This window comes from Leisingera aquimarina DSM 24565 (genome assembly GCF_000473165.1).
Classification (GTDB): domain Bacteria; phylum Pseudomonadota; class Alphaproteobacteria; order Rhodobacterales; family Rhodobacteraceae; genus Leisingera; species Leisingera aquimarina.
Genome location: NZ_KI421504.1, coordinates 2,116,458 through 2,138,122, shown reverse-complemented (window position 1 = coordinate 2,138,122; position 21,665 = coordinate 2,116,458). Strand labels below are relative to the sequence as shown.

General features: G+C 62.5%; 23 protein-coding genes. 8 read left to right on the top strand and 15 right to left on the bottom strand.

Annotation, left to right across the window (positions count from 1 at the left end):
* Positions 1 to 168: 168 nt before the first annotated feature.
* Positions 169 to 1,341: an IS5 family transposase gene (locus AQUI_RS0114655; RefSeq protein WP_027258177.1), complete on the bottom strand. Its 1,173-nt coding sequence runs from the start codon at positions 1,339 to 1,341 to the stop codon at positions 169 to 171.
* A gap of 388 nt (positions 1,342 to 1,729) precedes the next feature.
* On the opposite strand from AQUI_RS0114655, the gene AQUI_RS31520 reads away from it, so the two are divergent.
* Positions 1,730 to 2,356 (top strand): hypothetical protein, encoded by a 627-nt coding sequence (locus AQUI_RS31520; RefSeq protein ID WP_156916834.1) that lies wholly within the window; start codon positions 1,730 to 1,732, stop codon positions 2,354 to 2,356.
* A gap of 72 nt (positions 2,357 to 2,428) precedes the next feature.
* Positions 2,429 to 2,671, top strand: coding sequence for a CDGSH iron-sulfur domain-containing protein (locus AQUI_RS0114645; protein WP_027258175.1), 243 nt, complete (start codon positions 2,429 to 2,431; stop codon positions 2,669 to 2,671).
* 64 nt (positions 2,672 to 2,735) lie between these two features.
* On the opposite strand, the gene AQUI_RS0114640 is transcribed toward AQUI_RS0114645, so the two are convergent.
* The 5 genes from AQUI_RS0114640 to AQUI_RS0114620 form a co-directional block, all read right to left on the bottom strand.
* Complete coding sequence (locus AQUI_RS0114640) at positions 2,736 to 3,014, bottom strand: DUF6455 family protein (RefSeq protein WP_027258174.1); 279 nt, start codon at positions 3,012 to 3,014, stop codon at positions 2,736 to 2,738.
* Positions 3,011 to 3,271 (bottom strand): DUF6455 family protein, encoded by a 261-nt coding sequence (locus tag AQUI_RS0114635; protein ID WP_027258173.1) that lies wholly within the window; start codon positions 3,269 to 3,271, stop codon positions 3,011 to 3,013. The genes AQUI_RS0114640 and AQUI_RS0114635 overlap by 4 nt, the downstream gene beginning before the upstream one ends.
* 40 nt (positions 3,272 to 3,311) lie before the next feature.
* On the bottom strand, positions 3,312 to 3,575 hold the full coding sequence (locus tag AQUI_RS0114630; protein WP_027258172.1) for a DUF6455 family protein: 264 nt from the start codon (positions 3,573 to 3,575) through the stop codon (positions 3,312 to 3,314).
* Between the two features lie 88 nt (positions 3,576 to 3,663).
* Positions 3,664 to 4,056: a YigZ family protein gene (locus AQUI_RS0114625; RefSeq protein WP_211236023.1), complete on the bottom strand. Its 393-nt coding sequence runs from the start codon at positions 4,054 to 4,056 to the stop codon at positions 3,664 to 3,666.
* 2 nt (positions 4,057 to 4,058) lie between these two features.
* On the bottom strand, positions 4,059 to 4,772 hold the full coding sequence (locus AQUI_RS0114620) for a M48 family metalloprotease (protein ID WP_027258170.1): 714 nt from the start codon (positions 4,770 to 4,772) through the stop codon (positions 4,059 to 4,061).
* A gap of 149 nt (positions 4,773 to 4,921) precedes the next feature.
* On the opposite strand from AQUI_RS0114620, the gene AQUI_RS0114615 reads away from it, so the two are divergent.
* Positions 4,922 to 5,161, top strand: coding sequence for a hypothetical protein (locus AQUI_RS0114615; RefSeq protein ID WP_027258169.1), 240 nt, complete (start codon positions 4,922 to 4,924; stop codon positions 5,159 to 5,161).
* Positions 5,162 to 5,164: 3 nt separating this feature from the next.
* Here AQUI_RS0114615 and AQUI_RS0114610 read toward each other — a convergent pair whose 3' ends face one another.
* Entirely contained in the window at positions 5,165 to 5,446 is a 282-nt protein-coding gene (locus AQUI_RS0114610) for a DUF167 domain-containing protein (RefSeq protein WP_027258168.1), read from the bottom strand.
* A gap of 197 nt (positions 5,447 to 5,643) precedes the next feature.
* Between AQUI_RS0114610 and AQUI_RS0114605 the strand changes: the two genes are divergently transcribed.
* Positions 5,644 to 6,222 carry a nitroreductase family protein gene (locus tag AQUI_RS0114605; RefSeq protein ID WP_027258167.1) on the top strand — a complete coding sequence of 193 codons (579 nt, stop codon included), beginning with the start codon at positions 5,644 to 5,646 and terminating at the stop codon, positions 6,220 to 6,222.
* The gene (locus tag AQUI_RS0114600; RefSeq protein WP_027258166.1) at positions 6,219 to 6,908 is read left to right on the top strand and encodes an EI24 domain-containing protein; all 690 of its coding nucleotides are present in this window, start codon (positions 6,219 to 6,221) and stop codon (positions 6,906 to 6,908) included. The genes AQUI_RS0114605 and AQUI_RS0114600 overlap by 4 nt, the downstream gene beginning before the upstream one ends.
* A gap of 250 nt (positions 6,909 to 7,158) precedes the next feature.
* Here the strand turns inward: AQUI_RS0114600 and AQUI_RS0114595 are convergent, their stop codons facing one another.
* The gene (locus AQUI_RS0114595) at positions 7,159 to 7,434 is read right to left on the bottom strand and encodes a DUF1467 family protein (protein ID WP_027258165.1); all 276 of its coding nucleotides are present in this window, start codon (positions 7,432 to 7,434) and stop codon (positions 7,159 to 7,161) included.
* A gap of 56 nt (positions 7,435 to 7,490) precedes the next feature.
* Positions 7,491 to 7,895 (bottom strand): methylmalonyl-CoA epimerase, encoded by a 405-nt coding sequence (mce, locus tag AQUI_RS0114590; protein ID WP_019296058.1) that lies wholly within the window; start codon positions 7,893 to 7,895, stop codon positions 7,491 to 7,493.
* Between the two features lie 177 nt (positions 7,896 to 8,072).
* Here mce and AQUI_RS0114585 point away from each other — a divergent pair, with 177 nt between their 5' ends.
* Positions 8,073 to 8,792, top strand: coding sequence for a response regulator (locus AQUI_RS0114585; protein ID WP_027258164.1), 720 nt, complete (start codon positions 8,073 to 8,075; stop codon positions 8,790 to 8,792).
* Between the two features lie 572 nt (positions 8,793 to 9,364).
* On the opposite strand, the gene AQUI_RS0114580 is transcribed toward AQUI_RS0114585, so the two are convergent.
* From AQUI_RS0114580 to AQUI_RS0114560, 5 genes are all read right to left on the bottom strand, one after another.
* Positions 9,365 to 10,576, bottom strand: coding sequence for a DUF1501 domain-containing protein (locus AQUI_RS0114580; protein ID WP_027258163.1), 1,212 nt, complete (start codon positions 10,574 to 10,576; stop codon positions 9,365 to 9,367).
* Between the two features lie 15 nt (positions 10,577 to 10,591).
* Positions 10,592 to 11,977 carry a DUF1800 domain-containing protein gene (locus AQUI_RS0114575; protein ID WP_027258162.1) on the bottom strand — a complete coding sequence of 462 codons (1,386 nt, stop codon included), beginning with the start codon at positions 11,975 to 11,977 and terminating at the stop codon, positions 10,592 to 10,594.
* 268 nt (positions 11,978 to 12,245) lie between these two features.
* The gene (gene aspS, locus AQUI_RS0114570; protein WP_027258161.1) at positions 12,246 to 14,024 is read right to left on the bottom strand and encodes an aspartate--tRNA ligase; all 1,779 of its coding nucleotides are present in this window, start codon (positions 14,022 to 14,024) and stop codon (positions 12,246 to 12,248) included.
* A 370-nt stretch (positions 14,025 to 14,394) separates the two neighbouring features.
* Positions 14,395 to 15,048 (bottom strand): aminotransferase class IV family protein, encoded by a 654-nt coding sequence (locus tag AQUI_RS0114565; RefSeq protein ID WP_027260017.1) that lies wholly within the window; start codon positions 15,046 to 15,048, stop codon positions 14,395 to 14,397.
* The gene (locus tag AQUI_RS0114560) at positions 14,991 to 16,223 is read right to left on the bottom strand and encodes an aminodeoxychorismate synthase component I (RefSeq protein ID WP_027258160.1); all 1,233 of its coding nucleotides are present in this window, start codon (positions 16,221 to 16,223) and stop codon (positions 14,991 to 14,993) included. Before AQUI_RS0114560 ends, AQUI_RS0114565 begins: the two co-directional genes overlap by 58 nt.
* A gap of 199 nt (positions 16,224 to 16,422) precedes the next feature.
* Here AQUI_RS0114560 and carB point away from each other — a divergent pair, with 199 nt between their 5' ends.
* Both carB and AQUI_RS0114550 read left to right on the top strand, forming a co-directional pair.
* The gene (gene carB / locus AQUI_RS0114555) at positions 16,423 to 19,770 is read left to right on the top strand and encodes a carbamoyl-phosphate synthase large subunit (protein WP_027258159.1); all 3,348 of its coding nucleotides are present in this window, start codon (positions 16,423 to 16,425) and stop codon (positions 19,768 to 19,770) included.
* A 183-nt stretch (positions 19,771 to 19,953) separates the two neighbouring features.
* On the top strand, positions 19,954 to 20,529 hold the full coding sequence (locus tag AQUI_RS0114550; protein ID WP_027258158.1) for a cytochrome P460 family protein: 576 nt from the start codon (positions 19,954 to 19,956) through the stop codon (positions 20,527 to 20,529).
* A 107-nt stretch (positions 20,530 to 20,636) separates the two neighbouring features.
* On the opposite strand, the gene AQUI_RS0114545 is transcribed toward AQUI_RS0114550, so the two are convergent.
* Positions 20,637 to 21,347 (bottom strand): trypsin-like serine peptidase, encoded by a 711-nt coding sequence (locus AQUI_RS0114545; protein ID WP_027258157.1) that lies wholly within the window; start codon positions 21,345 to 21,347, stop codon positions 20,637 to 20,639.
* Between the last annotated feature and the right edge of the window lie 318 nt (positions 21,348 to 21,665).

Sequence of the window (21,665 nt, the reverse complement as noted above, 5' to 3'; positions counted from 1 at the left end):
GAGATAGACGCTTTCGAGTTACAAGAGATCAAGACAGCCGAGCAACAACTAGCAGGTCGCTGAATTAGTCAGGCGAGCGGAACGCTGTTCTCCCTGATGGGATGAGTTCCCTCTTCGATCTTCCGGAATGGGTAGCTGGAAGCAGGCCTGTGGCCGCCTCACCCAGCCTCATACCGCCAGCAACCGGGGCAGCCGGGCGAGATTTCCTGCGGCGAGTGTCAGTATGAAACGGGACCGCACCCGCTCAACACCGCGATAGACGGTCTGGGACATGCCGCCAACGGTTTTGGCCCAGCCAAACGCCTCCTCGATCCGCTTGCGGTGCTTCTGTGACAGGGCGTAGCCTTTGTGCCGGGTTGTGCGCCCGTCGATTGCTGAATGCCGCGCCTTCCTGGCGACGTGCGGGGTGACGCAGGCCTGGCGGAGATCCGCGACGAATTCGGCCGCATCGTACCCCTTGTCGGCACCCAAGGTCAGTTGCCGGGTCGATCCGGGGGAATGGCAGTGCAGCATGTCCAGCGCGGCCTTGCGCTCGGCGCGGCCGTCAGCGCGGGTCAGGTCGCCTTGAACAACCAGCCCGTGCCGGTTCTCCATCAGCGCATGCCCCATGAAGCACCGCACCGCACCTGTGCCCGCGGATTTCTTATAGAGCCGTGCATCCGGGTCGGTGACCGAAGCATGGGTCGCATTCGAACGCTTCTCGCCTTTGAAGTTGATCTCGGCATTGCGGCTGCGGCGAGTGGCGTGGGGCATTGGAGCGGTCTCAGGTTCGGTCTGGGCGGGCTGTATGGCGGGGTTAACAGACGTCGGGGGCGGGTCGTCCGGGCCATCATCGCCGGGCGGCGTGTCCGCTGCCTTCGGCTGGAAGCTCTTCATCGACGCCCAGGCCTTGACCAGCGTGCCATCGACCGAGAAATGCTCGTCCGACAGGAGCGGCGCGACCTCGCGATGCGCCAGAATTGCCGCCATCACCTTGCGCGACATATCGGCTGTCAGCAGCCGCTCGCGGTTCTTGGTGAACACCGTGGGAACCCAAACAGGGTCATCGATCCCGAGGCCGACAAACCAGCGGAACAGCAGGTTATACTGCATCTGTTCTATCAGTTGCCGCTCGGACCGGATCGAGAACAGGATCTGAAGCAGGCTCGCCCGGATCAGCCGCTCCGGCGGGATCGAGGGGCGGCCGAAATCAGTGTAAAGCGCCTGGAAATCGGCATCCAGACTGGCCAGCGCGTCGTTGACCACCTGCCTGATCTTGCGGAGCGGGTGCCGCGCGGGGATGCGGGCCTCAAGATCGACATAGCTGAAAAGCGATCCGCTCACCTCGTCCGTCCCGCGCATCATTACCCCCGCCACTGTCGTGCAGTGGGTGAATCATGTTCCGCAAGCCGCGTCGAGACCCGACTTCTTCAGCGCCCTGCTAGATACAATTCAGAAAATTGATGAACTCTTCATTGTTGCACATGAGACATACATAGAGTTCGAAGAGGAATTAAGCAGGATAACAATTTTTGGCTCCTCTAAGCTTGATAGAGATTTTCGGACCCGCGACTCAGAAAACAAAATACGAATAAATATCAGACTTTTAGCACTCCTGACCGCAGTCAAGTGCTACACTGATCAGACGAAACGACTAATCTCACAGTTACTCCCCAAAAATAATGAAGGCGCAAGCTTCTGGGGGAGCACAATAGCAGAGCTGAGAGATGGAGACCTTGATTTTCGGATAATGGAACTGGTTCGAAACAGCGCGCAACACCACGCGCTTCCCGTCTCATACTCAAAGTCCAATGTTAAGAACGACCGAAGTGGCAACTTTCCTTCGCAAGAAGTCGCGCTGGGTTTCTTCCTTAGCAAATCAGCAGTTGCCGCTATGCAGCCTAAAAAAGCTAGGGACAAGGCGACAAAAAAGGAGCTTTTGGCAGAAAGCTACCAAAGGTTCGACTTAGTGCTGTTAACCCGAAGCTACATGCAGTCGATTTGCCAACTAAACAACAATCTGTCGAAATTCACCCGCAAAGTTTTCAAACAATCCTACCAAGTGTTGGACGACATCCACCAGGACATGCGAGAGAGGCTTGGTATCGATGAAGTAGACCCCGTAGTAGGTGATAGCGAGTATTTGTACTCGTCGTCCGGCATTAAGTTCCTTAGAAGCCGTCACGATCAAGCTAGCAAAAGATATGCGAACAAGCAGCTGGCACGCCTATCGTATTACCCCTCGGACAAAGAAACTTATCCGTCAATTTATACAAAGGTCGGAACTGCGCTCCAGCGCTCGACCATGGGTGGGTGCGAAGCGCCCTCCCATGGGGAGGGTCGGGCGCTGCCCGCGCGTTGCGCGGGCTTGGAGTAATTTCCCCTCCCCTCGCGCCATTTCCCTGCTACGTTTCCCCCAACCGCAACCAGCCAGAGAGCGCCCCCAGCCATGACAGATACTCCGGAAATCGCGCAGAAAGCCCCCTTCCCCGTCGAGGTGAGTGAAGGAAAGACCTATTTCTGGTGCGCCTGCGGCAAGTCGCAAAAGCAGCCGTTTTGCGATGGCTCGCACAAGGGCACCGCATTCGAGCCGGTGAAATACAAAGCCGAAAAGGATGGCAAAGTGTTCTTTTGCGGCTGCAAGCACTCAGGCAAAAAGCCGTTGTGCGACGGCAGCCACTCCAAGCTGTAGCAGACCATCCCGCAGGCCAGACCTGCCAAGCCCGCCGGGCAGGCCGGGCAGGCCGCGCTGCGGCCTAAGGCATCAACCGTTGGAAGACAGCCGCGGTTGGACAGAACTCCGGAACGGCGGGGGCGTCATCATCGCGGCGGGCGGAAATCCACAGCGCGCAGGACTTGCTGCAACCCGCTCCGCGGCAGGAGGTCACCATCCGGGCATAGTCCAAACAGCTGAGCTGCCCGGCTTTCACCGCCTGATCCAGATCGACGCCCGCAGCCCTGGCCACGGCGCGCAGCAGCCACAAGTGGCGGAAGATATTGCCGAGGCTCCGGGCCTCCGCCGCCATATCCTTCATGTGCTGCGGTCCTTCAATTGCATCAGAGTATCTGCATTGCGGCAACCCGGCATCGGTGCTCCGGCGTGGTCATGGGCGGACAGGAAGGCCTCGCATTGATCCGCCGCGCCGCAGCCGCGGCAGCGGGTGATCATCGCGGCCCAATCCGTGTGACTGATATCCCCCGCGGCAAAGGCAGATGTAAGATCCGCCCCCACGGCCTTGCCCATCCGGGCCATCAGCCGCAAATGGTACAGAGGATCCCCCAGTGGCTGCATGTTCGAACTCCTTAAAGAGGCCGGGAAAAATCCGAGGCCGTCAGGCCTGCTGCTCGTTCAAGTAGCCAAGCAGATCGCGGTTGCGGCAGAAATCCGGCGCCTCGGCACCGGGGCGCGGGCCTTCGGCCAGCCACTTGCGGCACGCGCCGACACCGCCGCAACGGCTGCAGCGCAGCACCGCCTCGGCGATCTCGTCAAAGCGCAGGGTGCCGGCGACGGCCTCTTCCTCAAGATCCAACCCGACGGTACCGGCCATCCGGTCAAACAGTTCGGCGTGTTTTTTCAGATCGGCATGAGTGGTCATCGCGCGGCTCCCCGGAATCATTCATTTCGGGTACAGCTTAGCGGCAGGGCAGAGGCACCGATTTGATGCAGGTCAAACGGGACCGGGTTCAGGCGAATTTCCCGCCCAGGTGGCCAAGATACGCGCGCACCGCATCCTGCACTCGGCGGAACCGGTCACCGCCCAGTTTCTTACCGCCATACCAGCGGGTGACGATGATCACGTGATCCTTAAGCCCCTCGCGCTCCATCATCCGCAGGATCACCATGCCCGCACCGCTCTCGCCGTCATCAGCCTTTAGTCCGCCCGCGCGCAGCATCGCAGCCCAGGTGTTGTGGGTGGCCTTGGCATAGGCGCGGTCGGTCTTCAGCTCAGCCAGCACCGCATCGACTTCCTCACGAGAGGTAACCCGCGCGCCAGTCACAGCATAGCGCGAGCCGCGGTCAGTCAGCACCACACCCAGCATCTCCAACGCGGGAGCGGCCTGATCCTTGGCGACCATGCTCAATTCAGCCCGTGGCGGTCGATGGTGGCCTGCACCACCCGCACCCGGTCCGGGTTGGCAGGATGGGTGCCCAGGAAACGGTCACCCGGATCCGGCAGCCGGTTGAAAAAGCGCACGCCGATACTGGGCCGGTAGCCGGACTGGTGGGTGATGATCGTGCCCAGCTCATCCGCCTCCAGCTCAAAATCCTTGGAATAGGTGCGCGCGCCGACATAGCCGCCCACATCCTGCGCAGTCGAGACGGTGGCCGCGCTGCCGCCGGCAAGAGCTGTGATCAGCCCGGCGCCGGCGCTGACCAGAGCCGAGTTCTGCGCCTGCCGCGCCAGATGGCCGCGGATGTGGTGGGCGGCCTCGTGCGACATCACAAAGGCCAGTTCGTCCTGATTGGCAATCTGCCCCAGCATCCGCTGGGTGAAGGTGATCACCGGCCGGCCGGAACGGTCGAGGCTTTGATAGGCATTGGGCGCCGCGTTGGGATTCGGATCGATGCGGATCAGGAAATCGCAATTCAGCCCCTGGGTACGGCTACGGCACGCGCGTTCTGCCACCGGCTCCACCCGCCGGGTCACGGAGGCAAAAGCGTTGCGCGCCTCCCCCGGTGCCATCCCCTGCACCCGCGGTGTCCGGACAACCGGAACAGATTGCGGCGCTGGTTCGATTGCCACGTCACAGGCGCTGACGGCAAGGGCAAGCAGACACAGAAAACGGCGCATGACGGATCCTATTGCAGTTCTCCGCCACTTTATCGCGCAAGGCCGGCGGAAGGCAATCGCCTGGCAGCGGAACTTTGCCGCCGGATCCATGCGATAGTCTGTGATTGCAAGGCCTTGCCAGCAGCCAGGCGGCAGTGCAGGCTGGGTTTATGTTTACAATAGAGCATGAATTCGACTCGACGGTCATTACCCTGGTGGATGAGGACGGAACCCCGCTCACCGAGGATGTGACCATCAATTCCTTTGCCGAATGCGTGACGGTCGAACAATTCGACCCGCGCACCGACAAAGTGCAGACAATCACCCTGTCCCATTTGCAGGTTCGGGATCTGGCCGCGGCGCTGGACCTGCCGGAGGGCGTCTACCGGCTGGTGCCAGATGATGACTAGGCGTCAGGCCGGGCCGTTGTAGACAAAGACCTTGTCGCGCGATGCTGCACCGCCGCGCAGGTCCAGATTGGACGCCGCGGTGTTCATTGCCGCGGCAAGCAGGCTGCGGACGGCATCATTAGCTTTGCCGATCTCCGGCGCCACGGCAACCGAGATCTTAAGCACGCTCTCTGCCGCCGCAATCGCATTGCGCACCGCCTTGGGCGTGGCCCGCACCGCGATTTCCATTCCCGGAACACACAGTTGGCTCAGGTCCGGCAGGTCTTTCTTCTTTGACTTTCCCATAGCCTCTCACATGCCTTGCCGAGGCGGCAAAGGCCATAGACTTTGCCGCAGCGCCGCAGCTATCACCCGGTCAACGAAACCCTGCCCCGCCGGTGCTGCCTTTGCAGCACAGGTTCGGCACGCAAGGCCCGCCGACCCTTGAAAAAACGCCACGGCCTGCCGAGATAGGCAGCAAGAGATGTAAAGAGGTTTAACATATGCCCGCACGCAATGACGCCGCTCTCGAGTTCCTGCTGTCGCGCCGCTCTCGCCCGGCCAAAACGCTGGTAGCGCCAGCGCCCATGCGTGATGAGCTGCTGCCAATTCTGACCGCTGCCGCCCGCACGCCCGACCATGGCAAGCTGGAGCCCTGGCGCTTTATCGTGGTGGAGCAGCCCGCAATGGCCCGCATCGCCGCGCTGACCGAGGAGGCCGGCACGCGCCTCGGAAAATCCTCGGAGGACATTGCCAAGGGCCGCAGCCAGTTCGACCAGGGCCAGCTTGCCGTGGTGGTGGTTGAGGTGCAAAAACACAGTCCCAAAATCCCGGCCGTGGAACAGACCTACTCCGCCGGTGCCGTCTGCCTGGCGCTGCTGAATGCCGCTCTGGCTTCGGGCTGGGGCGCCAACTGGCTCAGCGGCTGGGCCAGCCATGACCGCGGGTTCTGCAGTGCGGCCTTTGGCCTGGCCGGCAACGAACGTATCGCCGGCATTGTCCACATCGCCACTGAAAGCTCTGCCCCGCCGGAACGCCCGCGCCCGGACCTGGACGCCATAACCACCTGGGTGAGCGCATGATCTTTACCGCTTTTTTCAAAACCCTTGGCCAGACTGGCGATCCGCGTTTCCGCAAGGTTCTGTTCCTGGGGCTGGGCCTAACGATTGCCCTGCTGATCGCGGCATACGCGGGCTTTCTGATGCTGATCCAGTGGCTGGTGGGGCCGGAAGCAACCGTGCCGCTGCTGGGTGAAGTCACCTGGATCGATGACCTCTTGTCCATCGGCTCGCTGTTCTTCATGCTGGTGCTGTCAGTGTTCCTGATGGTGCCGGTGGCCTCGGCCATCACCTCGATGTTCCTCGAGGAAGTCGCCCAGGCGGTGGAGGACAAGCACTACCCCGCCCTGCCCCCGGCATCCAAGGTGCCGTTCTGGGATGCGATCAGGGACACGGTGAACTTCCTCGGCTTGCTGATCGCGGCCAATATTCTGGCGCTGTTTCTCTATGTGTTGTTTCCGCCGGCGGCGCTGTTCATTTTCTGGGGCCTCAACGGCTTCCTCTTGGGCCGGGAATATTTCACCCTGGCTGCTGCCCGCCGTATCGGCACCACCGAGGCCAAGAAGCTGCGCCGAAAACATGCCACCACGATCTGGGCCGCCGGCACGCTGATGGCGATGCCGCTTTCGGTGCCGCTTGTGAACCTGGTGTTCCCGATCCTGGGCGCCGCCACTTTCACCCACCTCTATCACGCGCTGTCCCGCAGATAGGCAGCCTTCCCGGCTGCAGCCGGTCCAAGTTGGAATTAGCGTTTTGGGAGGCAGTTCTGCCCCTCAAGCGCTTCTCAGCAAAAACTCTTCTTATTATCACTTTGCGATGCATTCAGCTCCAGCCCGGACCGGGCTAGCCGCCACCGCACCGCGCGCCCGCGCGGCGCCACGCCCAACCGGAGCAGATGCATTTTCAATGCATTCAAACCGGGTGGGAGCCATTGTTCCCGAAAACCGGAATGCCTGCGGTTCAGTCCCGGTCAGGCAGCATCCCCATCCAGTCGAAATCACGCACGCTGATCACTTCGGACAGGATAATCCAGGCAGTAATGCCCCAGATCAGTGCGGCAACCCCGGTGGTGATCCAGGCCTTTTGCTTCAGAAAATGCTTCTCCGGCGCCCCCGCATGGGTGCCGGGCATCACATCGCCCTTGTCACCCTGGGTCTCCAGCCGGATCGGGATAATCACCAGAAAGGTCAAAAACCAGATCACCGCATAAAGCACGATCGCTGATGTAACACCCATGGTTCCGGCCTCCTGAATACGCCCCGCCCCGCAACCGGGGCAGGACGCTCATAGCGTCAAACTTCTTCGAGTTCCACCAGGCAGCCGTTGAAATCCTTAGGATGCAGGAACAGCACCGGCTTGCCATGGGCGCCGATCTTCGGCTCACCCGAACCCAGCACCCGCGCGCCCTCTGCCTGCAAATGATCGCGGGCCGCCAGAATGTCCTCTACCTCATAGCAGACATGGTGAATGCCGCCCGCCGGGTTCTTTTCCAGAAACCCGTTGATCGGCGAGTTTTCCCCCAAGGGATACAACAGCTCGATCTTGGTATTGGGCAATTCGATAAACACCACAGTGACGCCGTGATCCGGCTCATCCTGCGGGTCGCCGACCTTGGCGCCCAGCGCGTTGCGGTACTGGGCGGATGCGGCCTCCAGATCGGGGACGGCAATGGCAACATGGTTCAAGCGGCCAATCATCTCTGTTGTGCTCCTCTCACAAACTTTTCCTCCGCTCAGGTTATGGGGTGGATGCTGCGCCGCGGCAAGTGCGCCAATCCGCACGGCAGCCTTCCACAGCGGCAGAGCACGCGCTGTTAACGAGTAATTAGCCTCGAATCCCTAGCGTCGGAACATATCCCGCAAGGAGGATACGTTATGGACGATTCGGAACTGTTTGCTGCCGCTCAACGCCTGCCCACCACCCGTCGCCCCCTCTTGGGGCTGACCATTCTGGTGGTCGAGGACAGCCGCTTTGCCTGCGAGGCACTGCGCCTGCTCTGTCTGCGCAGCGGTGCCCGCATCCGCCGGGCCGATTGCCTGAAATCCGCCCGCCGCCATCTGCAGGTCTACCGCCCGTCGGTGCTGATTGCCGATGTCGGCCTGCCGGACGGCTCAGGCCTCGATCTGATCCGTGAACTAGCAGAGGCCAGCCCGCGCCCCGGCGTGATCCTGGCCACCTCGGGCGATCCAACGCTTGAAGAGGCCGCGCTTGAAGCGGGGGCTGGCGGTTTTCTGGAAAAACCGATCACCTCGCTTGCCGCTTTCCAGCAGGAAATCCTGTCAAATCTGCCACCCGACCGCCAACTGTCCGGCCCGCGCGCGCTGGATGACGAAACAGTGGAACCCGATTTCCTTGCCTACCGCGATGACATGGCCCATGCCGCCGATGTGCTGAACATGGGTCAGGAAGAAAAGACCCTGGCCTATCTGGCGCAGTTTCTGGGCGGCGTTGCCCGCAGCGCCGGCGACAACCCGCTTGCCGAGGCTGCCGACCGCCTAGCCCGTTCCCGGCGCAAAGGCAAACCGCTGACCCAGGATGCTGCAACCCTGGCCGGCCTTGTACAGGAGCGGCTGGAGCGCCGCGCGGCGATCTGACATGATAGAGGCCTGTCTCATCGCCCTCGCCACCCTCGTCATTGTGCTTTACGGTCAAACCCGTCTGGAGGCCCGCGCCATCCGCCGCAACCGCGGGGGCACTGAAAGCCGAGCATTGATCCTTTCATCACGCAATCAGTAACCCCAGCGCGCGCCGCCATAGCCGCCTGCCGGTTTTGGCCGCATCCGCGGGGACACGATGGCCTGCCACTGGTGTCATGACCGCCTGCACTCCCTCTGCGGAAAGCTGACGGCACTCTGCTTGTCCGGCTGGACCCAGCCGGAGGATGTGTCCCCCCCGGCGGGCAACAACGCTCTGTTTGCAGTTTGGGAAACGCCAGCCTGCTAAGCGTCTGCGAACCAGCCAGGCGGCAATCGGCGTCTTTCTAAGCCGGATCATCGAAGCTTTCCCTATCCGCACATTCTTCGGGCGTTCTCCCGCGCCCGCAGCTCAGCGGCTTGCGCCGCACCGCTTGGCGGCCTTGGGCCCGGCACCGCCTTTCAGGCGGTGCCGGGCCCAACGGCTCAGACCGTTCCCTGAACGGGTTGAGCGGGCGGGAGAACCACGGCTCTTACAATAGCAAACCGGGATCCTCTGCCATCGCCAGCCCCGGAAACACATTTCTTTCCAGATCGCTTTTCCGGGCACCTGCCAATCCATGCAACAGCCAGGCAAGATGCTGGCGCACATCCGCTGTCGGCAATAGATCCCGCCGGTCATAAAGATCAGCCTCCTCCAGCCCCGGCCAGCGCCCCAGCACCCTGCCGCCGCGGATCGCTCCACCTGCGAGCAGCATCGCACCACCGGTGCCATGATCTGTGCCGCCAGTGCCATTCTCGCGCACGGTGCGCCCGAACTCGGTCACAGCCGCCACCGCCGTCTTGCCCCAGATCCCGGTGCCCAGGCCGCTGCGCAGCTTCAGAACAGTCTCCGACAGGCGCCCCAGCGCGGCCTTCAGGCCGCTTGCCTGACGGTAGTGCGTATCCCACCCATTGATCGAAAACGCCGCAATCCTGGTATCGCCGCGCAATTGCTCAGCCGCATAGGCAGCAATCTCGGTATGCGCTCTCCCCTTCGGCGCTGCTTGCATCATGCCGCTGGCGCTGCCGTCCGCCGCGTCTTCGGATCCCAAAGACAGATCCTGCCGGGTCAGTTCCAGCGCCTCGTTCAATGCCGTGTGGAACAGCGGATCCTCTTCCATCAGCAGGCCCGCAAGCCGCTCAGCCTGCGGGCTCATCGCCAGCCCCGCCCCCGGCGCCCATTGCGAGACCGGCGCCGCACCGTCCAGCAACAGCATCCGCTCCTGACCGATGGCAAAGGCAGTGCGCGCCTCCACGCCAGGCATCTGCTGCAGAAAACGGTTCAGCCAGCCGCCTCTTGCACCGCCTAGTGCCGCGGTCCCCGCTTCCAGCAGGTCTTGGCCGTCAAAATGGCTGCGCCGGTCGCGGTAGGGTGTGGACACCGCCTGCACAAACCCCAATTCCCCTGCACGCCACAGCGGCAGCAACGGTGCCAGCGCCGGATGCAGGGCATAGAACCCGTCAAGATCGGCAGCCCCGGCCTGCGGTCCGCCTGAAAGTGTCTGCCGCAGCCCGGCCAATGCGGGATCGCCGTAAGGCTGCACCGCATCCAGCGCATCCATGCCGCCGCGCAGGATGATTACCACTAGCCGGGTGTCCCAGGGGGCGGCGGCAAAGCTGACCGGCGTGACCAGCGGGCTCGCAGCCAGTGAACAGCCCAGCAGGGCAGAGCGGTTCAGCAAGGATCGGCGTGTCAGCCGCATGATGCAAACCTCCTGTTAGCGGCGCTGAAAGGCGGGAGAGGTCAGGATCAGCCCGACCGCCTCTGACTGGGTTTCAGCGGCGCGCGCCGCAAACCGGACCCGTTCATTAGCAAAACGGCCCAGGGCCGCAGTGGCAAAGACACGCGGGTCAGGCAGCGGCTGCGCCAGCCGCCGCGGCGCTGCCATTGCCCAGCGCAGCCGCGCTGCCAGAGCGTGCGGCGTGACCCAGGACATATCCTCTTCCGGCCAGCCATCCGGTCCGCCGGAAAACTCCCAACGCTGCCCCATAGGCGTCAGCGGCGCCAGCAGCAGCCGGTTCAGCTGCCTGGGGCGCAATTCGGAAAACCGCACCTCTGGCACCGCCAGCGCCCGGCAGGCAGAGGCCACATAGCCGAACGGCGGCTTTACGTTGCGCAAATCCGGCTGCCAGGCGGCCGGGTGTTCGAGCAAGGCAGCATAGACCTGCAGCAGATCGCCGCCGCTGTCCTGATAGCGCGCCGCCAGATGCGACACCAACCCCGGCTCCGGCTGATCAGAGGTGAAATGCACTGCAAGCTTCCACGCCAGATGCTGCGCTGTGGCAGGATGGCGCGCCAAATCTCGCAACGCCGCCAGCACCTGGTCCAACTCCGGCTTGCCGCCGCCATAGGTTTGCCCAAGCACGGTTTCCGCCCCTGGCTCAGCCATTCCAGGACGGAACACAAAACCCTTGTCCTGCGAGGCGGTCAGCCCGGTGAACAGCTCGGCCAATTGCCGCACATCCGCCTGTCCATACGGCCCGTCCACACCCAGCGTGTGCAGCTCCAGCACTTCGCGGGCGAGGTTTTCATTCAGCCCGCTCAGCCGCTTGCGCCGCTTCGCCGCCCGGCTCTCCGGCCCGGCCGAGCGGTTCTGATCCAGGTAATGCAGCATCAAGGGGCTGGTGGCTGCGGCGATCAGCATATCCTCGAAACGGCCCGCCACATGCGGCCGGATGACAGTCTCGGCATAGGGCGCGGCCAGAATGCGCAGCGCACCGTTTTTGCCTTGCGCGGTAAAATGGTCCGCCCAGAACAGAACCAACCGTTCACGAAACGCATCGCGGGTATAGACATGCCGCAGCAGCCTTTGACCGTGCCATTTAATACGCGCCGCATTGTGGGCACGACGGTAGGCACTGAAGGCTTTGTCAGCGGCTTCGTATCCTTGCTGGCCCTCCAGCCGCTTCCGCTCCCGCCTCAGCCGCCGGAATTCCTTGGCGCGCGCAAAGGCGTCATCAAAACGGCTGACCGGAAATCTGACGGCCATCTCATCGGCGCCCTGCAGACGGCCAAGAATGACCTCCGCTGATGCCGGAGGCCGCACCAGCGGCGACAGCCCTGCCCCAAAGCGGATCTCCGCCAAATCTCCGTCAAATTGCATCGCCCTGTTCTCCCTGGACGGCCTGGCTTGCCTGCAGAGTAGAGCATCAACGCCCGGGTCCACAGCTGATTTTCAAGTGATACGCAATTCTTCGCGTGTTCCGTCGCTTGCTCCGCAGATTTGCGGCCCACCGTTTCTCTGCAAGGGAAACGGCCAGGAAAACACCTGTTTTCCTGGCCGGAATTTTTGCAAAATTCCGGCCTCGCCTTGCTGCAACTGAAAAGGCCCGGACAATCGCCCGGGCCTTCTTTCAACATAAAAATGCGGTTTACTGGTCCTGGGGGATCACGCGCAGGCCCAGTTCCATCAGCTGATCGCTCATCGGCTCGGATGGGGCTGACATCATCAGGTCCTCGGCGCGCTGGTTCATCGGGAACATGATGACCTCGCGGATGTTGGCCTCATCCGCCAGCAGCATCACCATACGATCGATGCCGGCCGCGCAGCCGCCGTGCGGCGGGGCGCCGTACTGGAAGGCATTGACCATGCCGCCAAAGCGCTTTTCGACCTCTTCCTTGCCATAGCCGGCAATTTCAAATGCCTTGAACATGATTTCCGGCTTGTGGTTCCGGATCGCGCCGGAGACCAGCTCGTAGCCGTTGCAGGCGAGATCGTACTGGTAGCCCTTCACCGACAATGGATCGCTCAGCAGCGCGTCCATGCCACCCTGCGGCATCGAGAACGGGTTGTGCTCGAAATCGATGCGGCCGGTTTCCTCGTCCTTCTCGTAGATCGGGAAATCCACGATCCAGGCAAAGGCAAAGCGGTCCTTGTCGGTGAGGCCCAGCTCTTCGCCGATCACGGTGCGGGCGCGGCCTGCAACGCTTTCAAACGCCTTCGGCTTGCCGCCAAGGAAGAAGGCCGCATCGCCGACACCCAGCCCCAGTTGCTGGCGGATCGCCTCTGTACGCTCGGGGCCGATGTTCTTGGCCAACGGGCCAGCCGCTTCCATGCCCTGGCCCTGGTCGCGCCAGAAGATATACCCCATGCCCGGCAGGCCTTCACCCTGGGCGAATTTATTCATCCGGTCGCAGAACTTGCGGCTGCCGCCCGAAGGCGCGGGAATGGCGCGGATTTCGGTGCCTTCGTTTTCCAGCAGGCTGGCAAAGATGGCAAATCCGGAGCCACGGAAATGCTCGGAGCAATCCTGCATCTTGATCGGGTTGCGCAGGTCCGGCTTGTCGGTGCCGTACCATTTGGCGGCATCCTTGTAGGAGATCTGCGGCCATTCGCTGTCGACCTTGCGGCCCTGTCCGAATTCCTCGAACACGCCCTGCATCACCGGCTGGATGGTGTCGAACACATCCTGCTGGGTGACAAAGGACATTTCCAGGTCGAGCTGGTAGAAATCGGTGGGTGAACGGTCGGCGCGCGGGTCTTCGTCGCGGAAGCAGGGCGCGATCTGGAAATACTTGTCAAAGCCCGAGACCATCATCAGCTGCTTAAACTGCTGCGGCGCCTGCGGCAGCGCATAGAACTTGCCCGGGTGCAACCGCGACGGCACCAGGAAGTCGCGCGCGCCTTCGGGGCTGGACGCGGTGATGATCGGGGTCTGGTATTCGTTGAACCCCTTGTCCCACATGCGCTTACGGATCGACTGGATCATGTTGGAGCGCAGAACCATGTTCTTCTGCATCTTCTCACGGCGCAGGTCCAGATAGCGGTAGCGCAGACGGGTTTCCTCCGGGTATTCCTGCTCGCCGAAAACCATCAGCGGCAGTTCTTCGGATTTGCCCAGCACTTCGATGTCGCGGATGAAGACCTCAATCTCGCCAGTGGGGATCTTGGCGTTCACCAGGCTTTCGTCGCGCGCCTTGACGTTGCCGTCGATGCGGATGCACCACTCGCTGCGGACCTTCTCGATCTCGGCAAAGACCGGGCTGTCCGGGTCGGCCATCACCTGGGTCACGCCGTAGTGGTCGCGCAGGTCGATAAACAGCAACCCGCCGTGGTCGCGCACGCGATGGACCCAGCCCGACAGACGGACGGTGTCACCGACATTTGATTTGTTCAGTTCGGCGCAGGTGTGGCTGCGATAGGCGTGCATGGCGGGACCTTTCGTGTCTCGGGTCGTCTGTCCGGGTGGACCGTCATTCGGGAGGTGCGCCGGGCTGGCGCTTAAAATCGTCCGGGGTGGTACACAAGTTTGCAACGTGGTTGTCAAGCAAACTGGGCAATTTCACCGCCCTGCGGCCGCCATTTCCGCAGGTGGCCCCTGTGCGGAGAGGCTCGCGCCCCTTCCGGGTCCCATCGCTGATGCGACAGGACGGCAAGCGTTGGGCCTGGCGCCCCGCCTGCTGCAGGGCGCGGGCGGTGTCTGCACGCCCCCGCAGCGCGCCAACGGCGCGCTGCGGGGCCCAAGGGCAAGTGCCGTCTGGCGTCAGCCAGGGGGCGTTTGAGCGCGGGAGTGCTGCCTGTCAGACCAGCCGTGCCGGGATCAGCCCGCGCAGGGAATTGCCCATGTGAATGGCTTGCGCGTCTTTCAGATCCCGCAGGCCAAGAACTGCTTCATAGCATTCCCCCCGCTCCAGCAACACCTGCCGCAGGACCCCCGGCAGCAACCCGCAGGACAGCGGCGGCGTGACCATATGCCCGTCCGCGCCGGTCACAAACAGATTGGTAATGGCGCCCTCGCACAGCTCCCCGCGTTCATTCAGAAACAGCAGTTCATCCACACCGCCGGGCAAATTGGCGCGTGCAGTGTCATACACCGCACGGCGGGTGGTCTTGTGCTGCAGCCAGAAATCGCCGACCTCAAGCCTCTTGTCCGCGATCCCCAGCCGCCATTCAGCAGGGCTGCTTCCCAGAGGCGGCGCAGTCAGCCCCAGCTGCCCGGCCGCATCCAACGTGAGGCGGCAACGCAGCGGTATGTTCCCCGCGGCCCCGGCCAGAATGTGCCGCACCTGCTCCGGGTCAAAGGGGATGCCAAACGCCGCAGCGCTGCGCGCCATCCGGGCCAAATGCTGCTCCAAATGCCGGAATCCTTTGCCTGGATGCCAGCCCAGCGTTTCGATCAGGCGGAAAGCGGGATCGTTCTGGATGGCGTCACGCGGGCGAACCGGGCTTTCCATAGCGCTTCCTCATACTCAGATTCCGCGGTGCTGTCCCAGACCACGCCGCCGCCCACGTTGAGCGTCGCACGGCCCTCTTCCAGCATCAGCGTGCGGATCGCGACGTTGAACTCGGACGCGCCATCCGGTGCCGCCCAGCCGACGGTGCCGCAATAGATGTCGCGCGCCCAGGGCTCCAAATCCGCCAGGATCTCCATCGCCCGGATCTTGGGCGCGCCAGTTATGGACCCGCAGGGAAACAGCGCCGCAAAAATCTCGGCCAGCCCGGCATCAGGCCGCAGCTTTGCGCGCACCGTGGAAACCATCTGGTGCACCGTGGCATAGCTTTCCACCGCAAACAGCTCCGGCACATGCACCGATCCGGTCTGTGCCACGCGGGAGATGTCGTTGCGCAGCAAGTCGACGATCATCAGGTTCTCGGCGCGGTTCTTCTCGTCCTGACGCAGGAAGTCGCGCCGCCGCGCGTCCTCAACCGGATCGTCGCTGCGCGGCTGAGTGCCCTTCATCGGGCGGGTCTCGATCACGCCGTCCGCATCGGTGCGGAAAAACAGCTCCGGCGAGCGCGACAAGAGGTCCGGCAGCCCCTCCTGTTCGACCAGCACGCCGTGGCCCACCGTCTGCTTGGCCTGCAGCGCGGCATACAGCTCCTCTGCGGTGCCATAGGCCTGTGCATCAATCGGGAAGGTCAGGTTGGCCTGATAAATGTCGCCTTTGCCGATATTGCGGTTCACCTCCGTGAAGGCTTCGGCGTAGCGCTCAAAAGACCACCGGGGGGCAATACCTTCCAAACCAGCTTCGCCTGGCCGATAGGCCGGGCACCGCCCGTCCGCCACCGTCACGCCGGAGGCGGGCGTCCTGTACGACGGCGGGCGATACTCGCCCCCCCGCGGCCGGGCAATGCCCTTAGTGGCAAACTGTGACGGCTCATCATAAATCCCAAAGCACATCAACGGCAGCCGCCGGTTTCCGGGCAGCCGCTCCGCCAGTTTCGGCTCCAGCGCATATCCCAGCTCATAAGACGCATAACCTGCCAGCCAATGCCCGGCCCCTCGCGCCGCGTCCAGTGCTGCCAGCGCCGCCGGCACGTCTTCCGGCCGGTCCGCGCGGATCATGCGCAGCGGCTGGTCGAAACATGTGCCGGCCCCCTTGGGCCCCTGATCAAAGCGTATCCGCACTGGAATTGACTCCCTGAGGTCTTGGGCCCCACATATAAACGTTCGCTATGCGAACAAAAGGGGTGGATGCGGCATTTCCAATTCCGTTTCCGATCCCCCTTGAACCTTTCGGCGCGGTCCCTATAACGCAGGACAATTTGGGCACTCGCCAGTGCCCCTGATTCAAAGCTGCCCGCGCGTCAACCAAAGGAATATGGCCATGCCCAAAAGAACCGACATCCAGTCGATCATGATCATCGGAGCCGGTCCGATCGTCATCGGGCAGGCCTGCGAGTTTGACTACTCCGGCGCCCAGGCGTGTAAAGCGCTGCGCGAAGAGGGCTACCGGGTGATCCTGGTCAACTCCAACCCCGCTACCATCATGACCGATCCGGGCCTGGCCGATGCCACCTATATCGAGCCGATCACCCCGGAAGTGGTCGCCAAGATCATCGAGAAAGAACGCCCCGACGCGCTGCTGCCGACCATGGGCGGGCAGACCGGCCTCAACACCTCGCTGGCGCTGGAAGAAATGGGCGTGCTGGAGAAATTTGGCGTCGAGATGATCGGCGCCACCCGCGATGCCATTGAAATGGCTGAAGACCGCAAGCTGTTCCGCGAAGCGATGGACCGCCTTGGCATTGAGAACCCGCGCGCCACGATCGTGACTGCGCCCAAGCTGGATGACGGCAAGGCGGACCTGGACGAAGGTATCCGCATCGCGCTGGAAGCGCTGGATGACATCGGCCTGCCCGCAATCATCCGCCCGGCCTTTACCATGGGCGGCACCGGCGGCGGCGTTGCGTACAACCGCGAAGACTACATCCACTTCTGCCGCACCGGCATGGACGCGTCCCCGGTGAACCAGATCCTGGTGGATGAGTCCCTGCTGGGCTGGAAAGAATATGAGATGGAAGTGGTCCGCGACAAGGCGGACAACGCGATCATCGTCTGCTCGATCGAAAACATCGACCCGATGGGTGTGCACACCGGCGATTCGATCACCGTGGCCCCGGCGCTGACGCTGACCGATAAAGAATACCAGATCATGCGCACCCACTCGATCAACGTGCTGCGTGAAATCGGTGTGGAAACCGGCGGTTCCAACGTGCAATGGGCAGTGAACCCCGCCGACGGCCGTATGGTGGTGATCGAGATGAACCCGCGGGTGTCGCGGTCGTCCGCACTGGCGTCCAAGGCGACCGGCTTCCCGATTGCCAAGATCGCGGCCAAGCTGGCCATCGGCTACACGCTGGACGAGCTGGACAACGACATCACCAAGGTGACCCCGGCTTCGTTTGAGCCGAGCATCGACTATGTCGTGACAAAAATCCCGAAATTCGCGTTTGAGAAATTCCCCGGCTCTGAACCATACCTGACCACTGCGATGAAATCGGTGGGCGAAGCTATGGCCATCGGCCGCACCATCCACGAAAGCCTGCAAAAAGCGCTGGCGTCGATGGAATCCGGCCTCACCGGCTTTGACGAGGTGGAGATCCCCGGCGCGCCGGACAAGGCCGCGGTGTTCAAGGCGATCAGCCTGCAGACCCCCGACCGGATGCGCACCATTGCCCAGGCGATGCGCCACGGGCTGACGGATGATGAAATCTTTGGCGTCACCAAATTCGACCCTTGGTTCCTGGCCCGCATCCGCGAAATCGTACAGGCCGAGGATGAAGTCCGCGACGGCGGCCTGCCCACGGATGAGAAAGGCCTGCGCGCGCTCAAGATGCTGGGTTTCACCGATGCCCGCCTGGCCAAGCTGACCGGCCAGACCGAAGCGGAGATCCGCAAGGCCCGCCGTGCGGCTGGCGTCAACGCCGTGTTCAAGCGGATCGACACCTGCGCTGCCGAATTCGAAGCGCAGACGCCCTACATGTACTCGACCTATGAAGCGCCTGCCTTTGGTGACGTCGAATGCGAAGCGCGCCCCTCTGACCGCAAGAAAGTGGTCATCCTCGGCGGCGGCCCGAACCGGATCGGCCAGGGCATCGAGTTTGACTACTGCTGCTGCCACGCCTGCTTTGCGCTGACAGACGCGGGCTATGAAACCATCATGATCAACTGCAACCCGGAAACCGTGTCGACCGACTATGACACCTCGGACCGGCTGTATTTCGAACCGCTGACGTTTGAGCACGTGATGGAGATCCTGCGGGTCGAGCAGGACAACGGCACCCTGCATGGCGTCATCGTGCAGTTCGGCGGCCAGACCCCGCTGAAGCTGGCAAACGCACTGGAGGAAGAAGGCATTCCGATCCTCGGCACCTCCCCCGACGCCATCGACCTGGCCGAAGACCGCGAACGGTTCCAGGCGCTGGTCAACACTCTGGGCCTCAAGCAGCCGAAGAACGGCATCGCCTCCACCGACGCGCAAGCGCTGGAAATCGCCGGTGAAATCGGCTTCCCTCTGGTGATCCGCCCGTCTTATGTGCTTGGTGGCCGGGCGATGGAAATTGTCCGCGACATGGACCAGCTGAAGCGCTACATCGCCGAGGCGGTGGTGGTCTCCGGCGACAGCCCGGTGCTGCTCGACAGCTACCTGTCCGGCGCGGTGGAGCTGGACGTGGACGCGATCTGCGACGGCAAGGATGTGCATGTGGCAGGCATCATGCAGCACATCGAAGAGGCCGGCGTGCATTCGGGCGACAGTGCCTGCAGCTTGCCGCCCTACTCGCTCGAAAAACCGGTGATCGAACAGATCAAGGAACAGACTTTCGCATTGGCTAAAGCGCTGAATGTGGTCGGCTTGATGAACATCCAGTTCGCGATCAAACCCAATGATGCCGGCGAAGAGGAAATCTTCCTGATCGAGGTGAACCCGCGCGCCTCGCGCACCGTGCCCTTTGTGGCCAAGGCAACCGACAGCGCCATTGCCTCGATCTCGGCCCGTGTGATGGCCGGGGAGCCGCTGTCGAACTTCCCGCAGCGCGCGCCGTACCAGCCGGACGCAGGCTATGATGTGAACACGCCGATGGCGGACCCGATGACCCTGGCCGACCCGGACATGCCTTGGTTCTCGGTCAAGGAAGCGGTGCTGCCCTTTGCCCGTTTCCCCGGCGTTGATACTATCCTTGGCCCGGAAATGCGCTCCACCGGCGAAGTCATGGGCTGGGACCGCTCCTTTGCCCGCGCCTTCCTCAAAGCGCAGATGGGAGCCGGCATGGTGCTGCCGTCGCAGGGCCGCGCCTTTATCTCGATCAAGGATGCCGACAAGGGCCGCCTGATGCTGGAAGCGGCGCAGATCCTGGTGGAGCAAGGCTTTACCCTGGTCGCCACCCGCGGCACCCAGACCTGGCTGGAGGCCCAGGGCGTGGCCTGCGCGCTGGTGAACAAAGTCTATGAGGGTCGTCCACACGTGGTCGACATGCTGAAGGACGGCGACGTTCAACTGCTGATGAACACCACCGAAGGCGCGCAAGCTGTTGAAGACAGCAAAGAAATGCGTTCCGTCGCGCTCTATGACAAAATCCCCTATTTCACCACCGCGGCAGGCGCCAACGCCGCCGCACGGGCGATCAAAGCCCAGGCTGAAGGGGATGTTGAGGTGAAATCGCTGCAAGGCTAAGCGCCCTGTCCTGAGGCGCTTCAACCCTATGTTTTCAAAAGCCCCGGCAACGCCCCGGGGCTTTTTCTTTGCGCACTGTGCTTTCACACAGCCGTGTAGAGTTGTGACCCGGCAATTCCCGGAAATATGCGACCGTGAACACCTCAACACGACCCGCTGCTATTCAATTCAGGGAGAAAGGCCATGAATGTACCAACGAAGATTGCCGCAGGAATTCTGGCCCTCGCACCCGTGGGCGCCCTTGCACAGGAGTGCCTTGTAGACGGCGACCCTTCCGAACTTGAAGCAGAGGCCGTTTCCAGTATTTATGAATGCATCGAGGCCAAAATGGCCGAAGGATATGCCGGGAACGGCGATCCGGTCGGCGCTGAATTCCGCTCGTGGCACGTGACATCAACCCGCCCGGCCCTTGCCGGCCCGCATGGCGAGCGTTTCCTGCAGACCTTTGCAAACGGCATCGCCGCTGAACAGTATCTGAAGTTTGCAGATGACGGCTTTACCATGCCGGCAGGGTCGGTTCTGGCCAAGGAAAGCTTCAAAGTCAAGAAAGGCAACGCCGTTCCCGGCCCGTTGTTCATCATGACAAAACTGGCCGTCGGCGGGGCGCCCGAGGCCGGCGACTGGCTCTATGCAGCGCTTCTGCCCAATGGCAAGGAAATGAAGATCAAGCAAAGCTTCTGCGCAGGCTGCCACATGAATTGGGAAGATCAGGACAGCCTGGCCTACCCGCTGGAAGACGTCCGCCTCAGCAGTCAGTAGCCGCAGGACGGCATGCCGGAAACGGAGACAGCCCCGGACACCAGGCGGGGCTGTTTCTGCTGTGCCGCTTCCACTTGGGGGGAAACAGTGTTTCGCTGCGGCTGCGCTCAACCGGCCTGCCGCATCAGCGATTGCAGCGCGCGGCCCAGCGGAGCGGCCAGCGACACGCCCTTGCCGCCCATCCGCGCCTTGGAAGAAATCACCGAGACCAGCCGCGGCGCCCGGCCCGGGCGCATTTGCAGCACTGGCGAACCGGAAGCCCCGAGATCAACCCGGCAGGTGGTGATCAAAGAGGTCTGCCGCGCCACCAGCACCTGGCAGGCGGTCTGCAGCCTGGGTGATCTTTCATGGCGGCGGGAATAGGACATCACATCCACCCGCTCCCCCCGCACCGGGGCTGCAGCCAAGACCAGAGGCCGGATCACATCCGGGCTGATCGGGCGCTCAAGACGCAGCACGGCAATGTCGGTGCCGGTTTGGAACTGGCTGGTCCGGCCGTGGCGGTATCCCGGGTGGATCACCGCCTTGACCACCTTTCGCGACGCTTTGGAACGGCGGCCGTTGAGGCCCGCTTCGAATTTGATGCTCCGCGGATTGACCGCCCGGCCATTGCGGATGTCATACATGCAATGGGCCGCCGTCAGCACCATGTCAGGCGCAATCAGGCTGGCTGTGCACATGGCTCTGCCACCAATGTTCAGGCGCCCCACAGCTTCCCATCCCGGCACGGACGGCACAGGCGCAGGCTGCCCGGCCGCGGCGGCTCCGGCGCTGAAACCGATGAATACGGAAGCTGCAATTGCCAGTAATCGTCTCATGACCCACTCCATGTTCCCACGCTGCTATGGTCGGTGAGTCCTGAGGCTGGAATGCGGCTTGCTGCGGTGCCGCGCTGGCAGAAACATGGGCAGAATGAGACAAGATTAACAAAACCTTAACGCCGGGCGGTTCTGCCGGGGACGGAACTCTCAAACCCCTTATTTACTTAACAGGCCGCCGCGATTTTCGAAAAAACCTCTTAAAAACAAGGGAAAATCCGCCGGGTTTCGTTAGGAAGGAAATTCAGGAATCCCCCTGTTTCCATGCAAATTCCAACGCAGGCAGTAACTTCACGGCTCAATTGCGGCGAAAATGAG

What these genes read in the sequence shown, in the direction of transcription:
- AQUI_RS0114655 (WP_027258177.1), bottom strand. Translation starts at nt 1,341, where the DNA reads ATGCGCGGGACGGACGAGGTGAGCGGATCGCTTTTCAGCTATGTCGAT.
- AQUI_RS31520 (WP_156916834.1), top strand. Translation starts at nt 1,730, where the DNA reads ATGGAACTGGTTCGAAACAGCGCGCAACACCACGCGCTTCCCGTCTCA.
- AQUI_RS0114645 (WP_027258175.1), top strand. Translation starts at nt 2,429, where the DNA reads ATGACAGATACTCCGGAAATCGCGCAGAAAGCCCCCTTCCCCGTCGAG.
- AQUI_RS0114640 (WP_027258174.1), bottom strand. Translation starts at nt 3,014, where the DNA reads ATGAAGGATATGGCGGCGGAGGCCCGGAGCCTCGGCAATATCTTCCGC.
- AQUI_RS0114635 (WP_027258173.1), bottom strand. Translation starts at nt 3,271, where the DNA reads ATGCAGCCACTGGGGGATCCTCTGTACCATTTGCGGCTGATGGCCCGG.
- AQUI_RS0114630 (WP_027258172.1), bottom strand. Translation starts at nt 3,575, where the DNA reads ATGACCACTCATGCCGATCTGAAAAAACACGCCGAACTGTTTGACCGG.
- AQUI_RS0114625 (WP_211236023.1), bottom strand. Translation starts at nt 4,056, where the DNA reads ATGGTCGCCAAGGATCAGGCCGCTCCCGCGTTGGAGATGCTGGGTGTG.
- AQUI_RS0114620 (WP_027258170.1), bottom strand. Translation starts at nt 4,772, where the DNA reads ATGCGCCGTTTTCTGTGTCTGCTTGCCCTTGCCGTCAGCGCCTGTGAC.
- AQUI_RS0114615 (WP_027258169.1), top strand. Translation starts at nt 4,922, where the DNA reads ATGTTTACAATAGAGCATGAATTCGACTCGACGGTCATTACCCTGGTG.
- AQUI_RS0114610 (WP_027258168.1), bottom strand. Translation starts at nt 5,446, where the DNA reads ATGGGAAAGTCAAAGAAGAAAGACCTGCCGGACCTGAGCCAACTGTGT.
- AQUI_RS0114605 (WP_027258167.1), top strand. Translation starts at nt 5,644, where the DNA reads ATGCCCGCACGCAATGACGCCGCTCTCGAGTTCCTGCTGTCGCGCCGC.
- AQUI_RS0114600 (WP_027258166.1), top strand. Translation starts at nt 6,219, where the DNA reads ATGATCTTTACCGCTTTTTTCAAAACCCTTGGCCAGACTGGCGATCCG.
- AQUI_RS0114595 (WP_027258165.1), bottom strand. Translation starts at nt 7,434, where the DNA reads ATGGGTGTTACATCAGCGATCGTGCTTTATGCGGTGATCTGGTTTTTG.
- mce (WP_019296058.1), bottom strand. Translation starts at nt 7,895, where the DNA reads ATGATTGGCCGCTTGAACCATGTTGCCATTGCCGTCCCCGATCTGGAG.
- AQUI_RS0114585 (WP_027258164.1), top strand. Translation starts at nt 8,073, where the DNA reads ATGGACGATTCGGAACTGTTTGCTGCCGCTCAACGCCTGCCCACCACC.
- AQUI_RS0114580 (WP_027258163.1), bottom strand. Translation starts at nt 10,576, where the DNA reads ATGCGGCTGACACGCCGATCCTTGCTGAACCGCTCTGCCCTGCTGGGC.
- AQUI_RS0114575 (WP_027258162.1), bottom strand. Translation starts at nt 11,977, where the DNA reads ATGCAATTTGACGGAGATTTGGCGGAGATCCGCTTTGGGGCAGGGCTG.
- aspS (WP_027258161.1), bottom strand. Translation starts at nt 14,024, where the DNA reads ATGCACGCCTATCGCAGCCACACCTGCGCCGAACTGAACAAATCAAAT.
- AQUI_RS0114565 (WP_027260017.1), bottom strand. Translation starts at nt 15,048, where the DNA reads ATGGAAAGCCCGGTTCGCCCGCGTGACGCCATCCAGAACGATCCCGCT.
- carB (WP_027258159.1), top strand. Translation starts at nt 16,423, where the DNA reads ATGCCCAAAAGAACCGACATCCAGTCGATCATGATCATCGGAGCCGGT.
- AQUI_RS0114550 (WP_027258158.1), top strand. Translation starts at nt 19,954, where the DNA reads ATGAATGTACCAACGAAGATTGCCGCAGGAATTCTGGCCCTCGCACCC.
- AQUI_RS0114545 (WP_027258157.1), bottom strand. Translation starts at nt 21,347, where the DNA reads ATGAGACGATTACTGGCAATTGCAGCTTCCGTATTCATCGGTTTCAGC.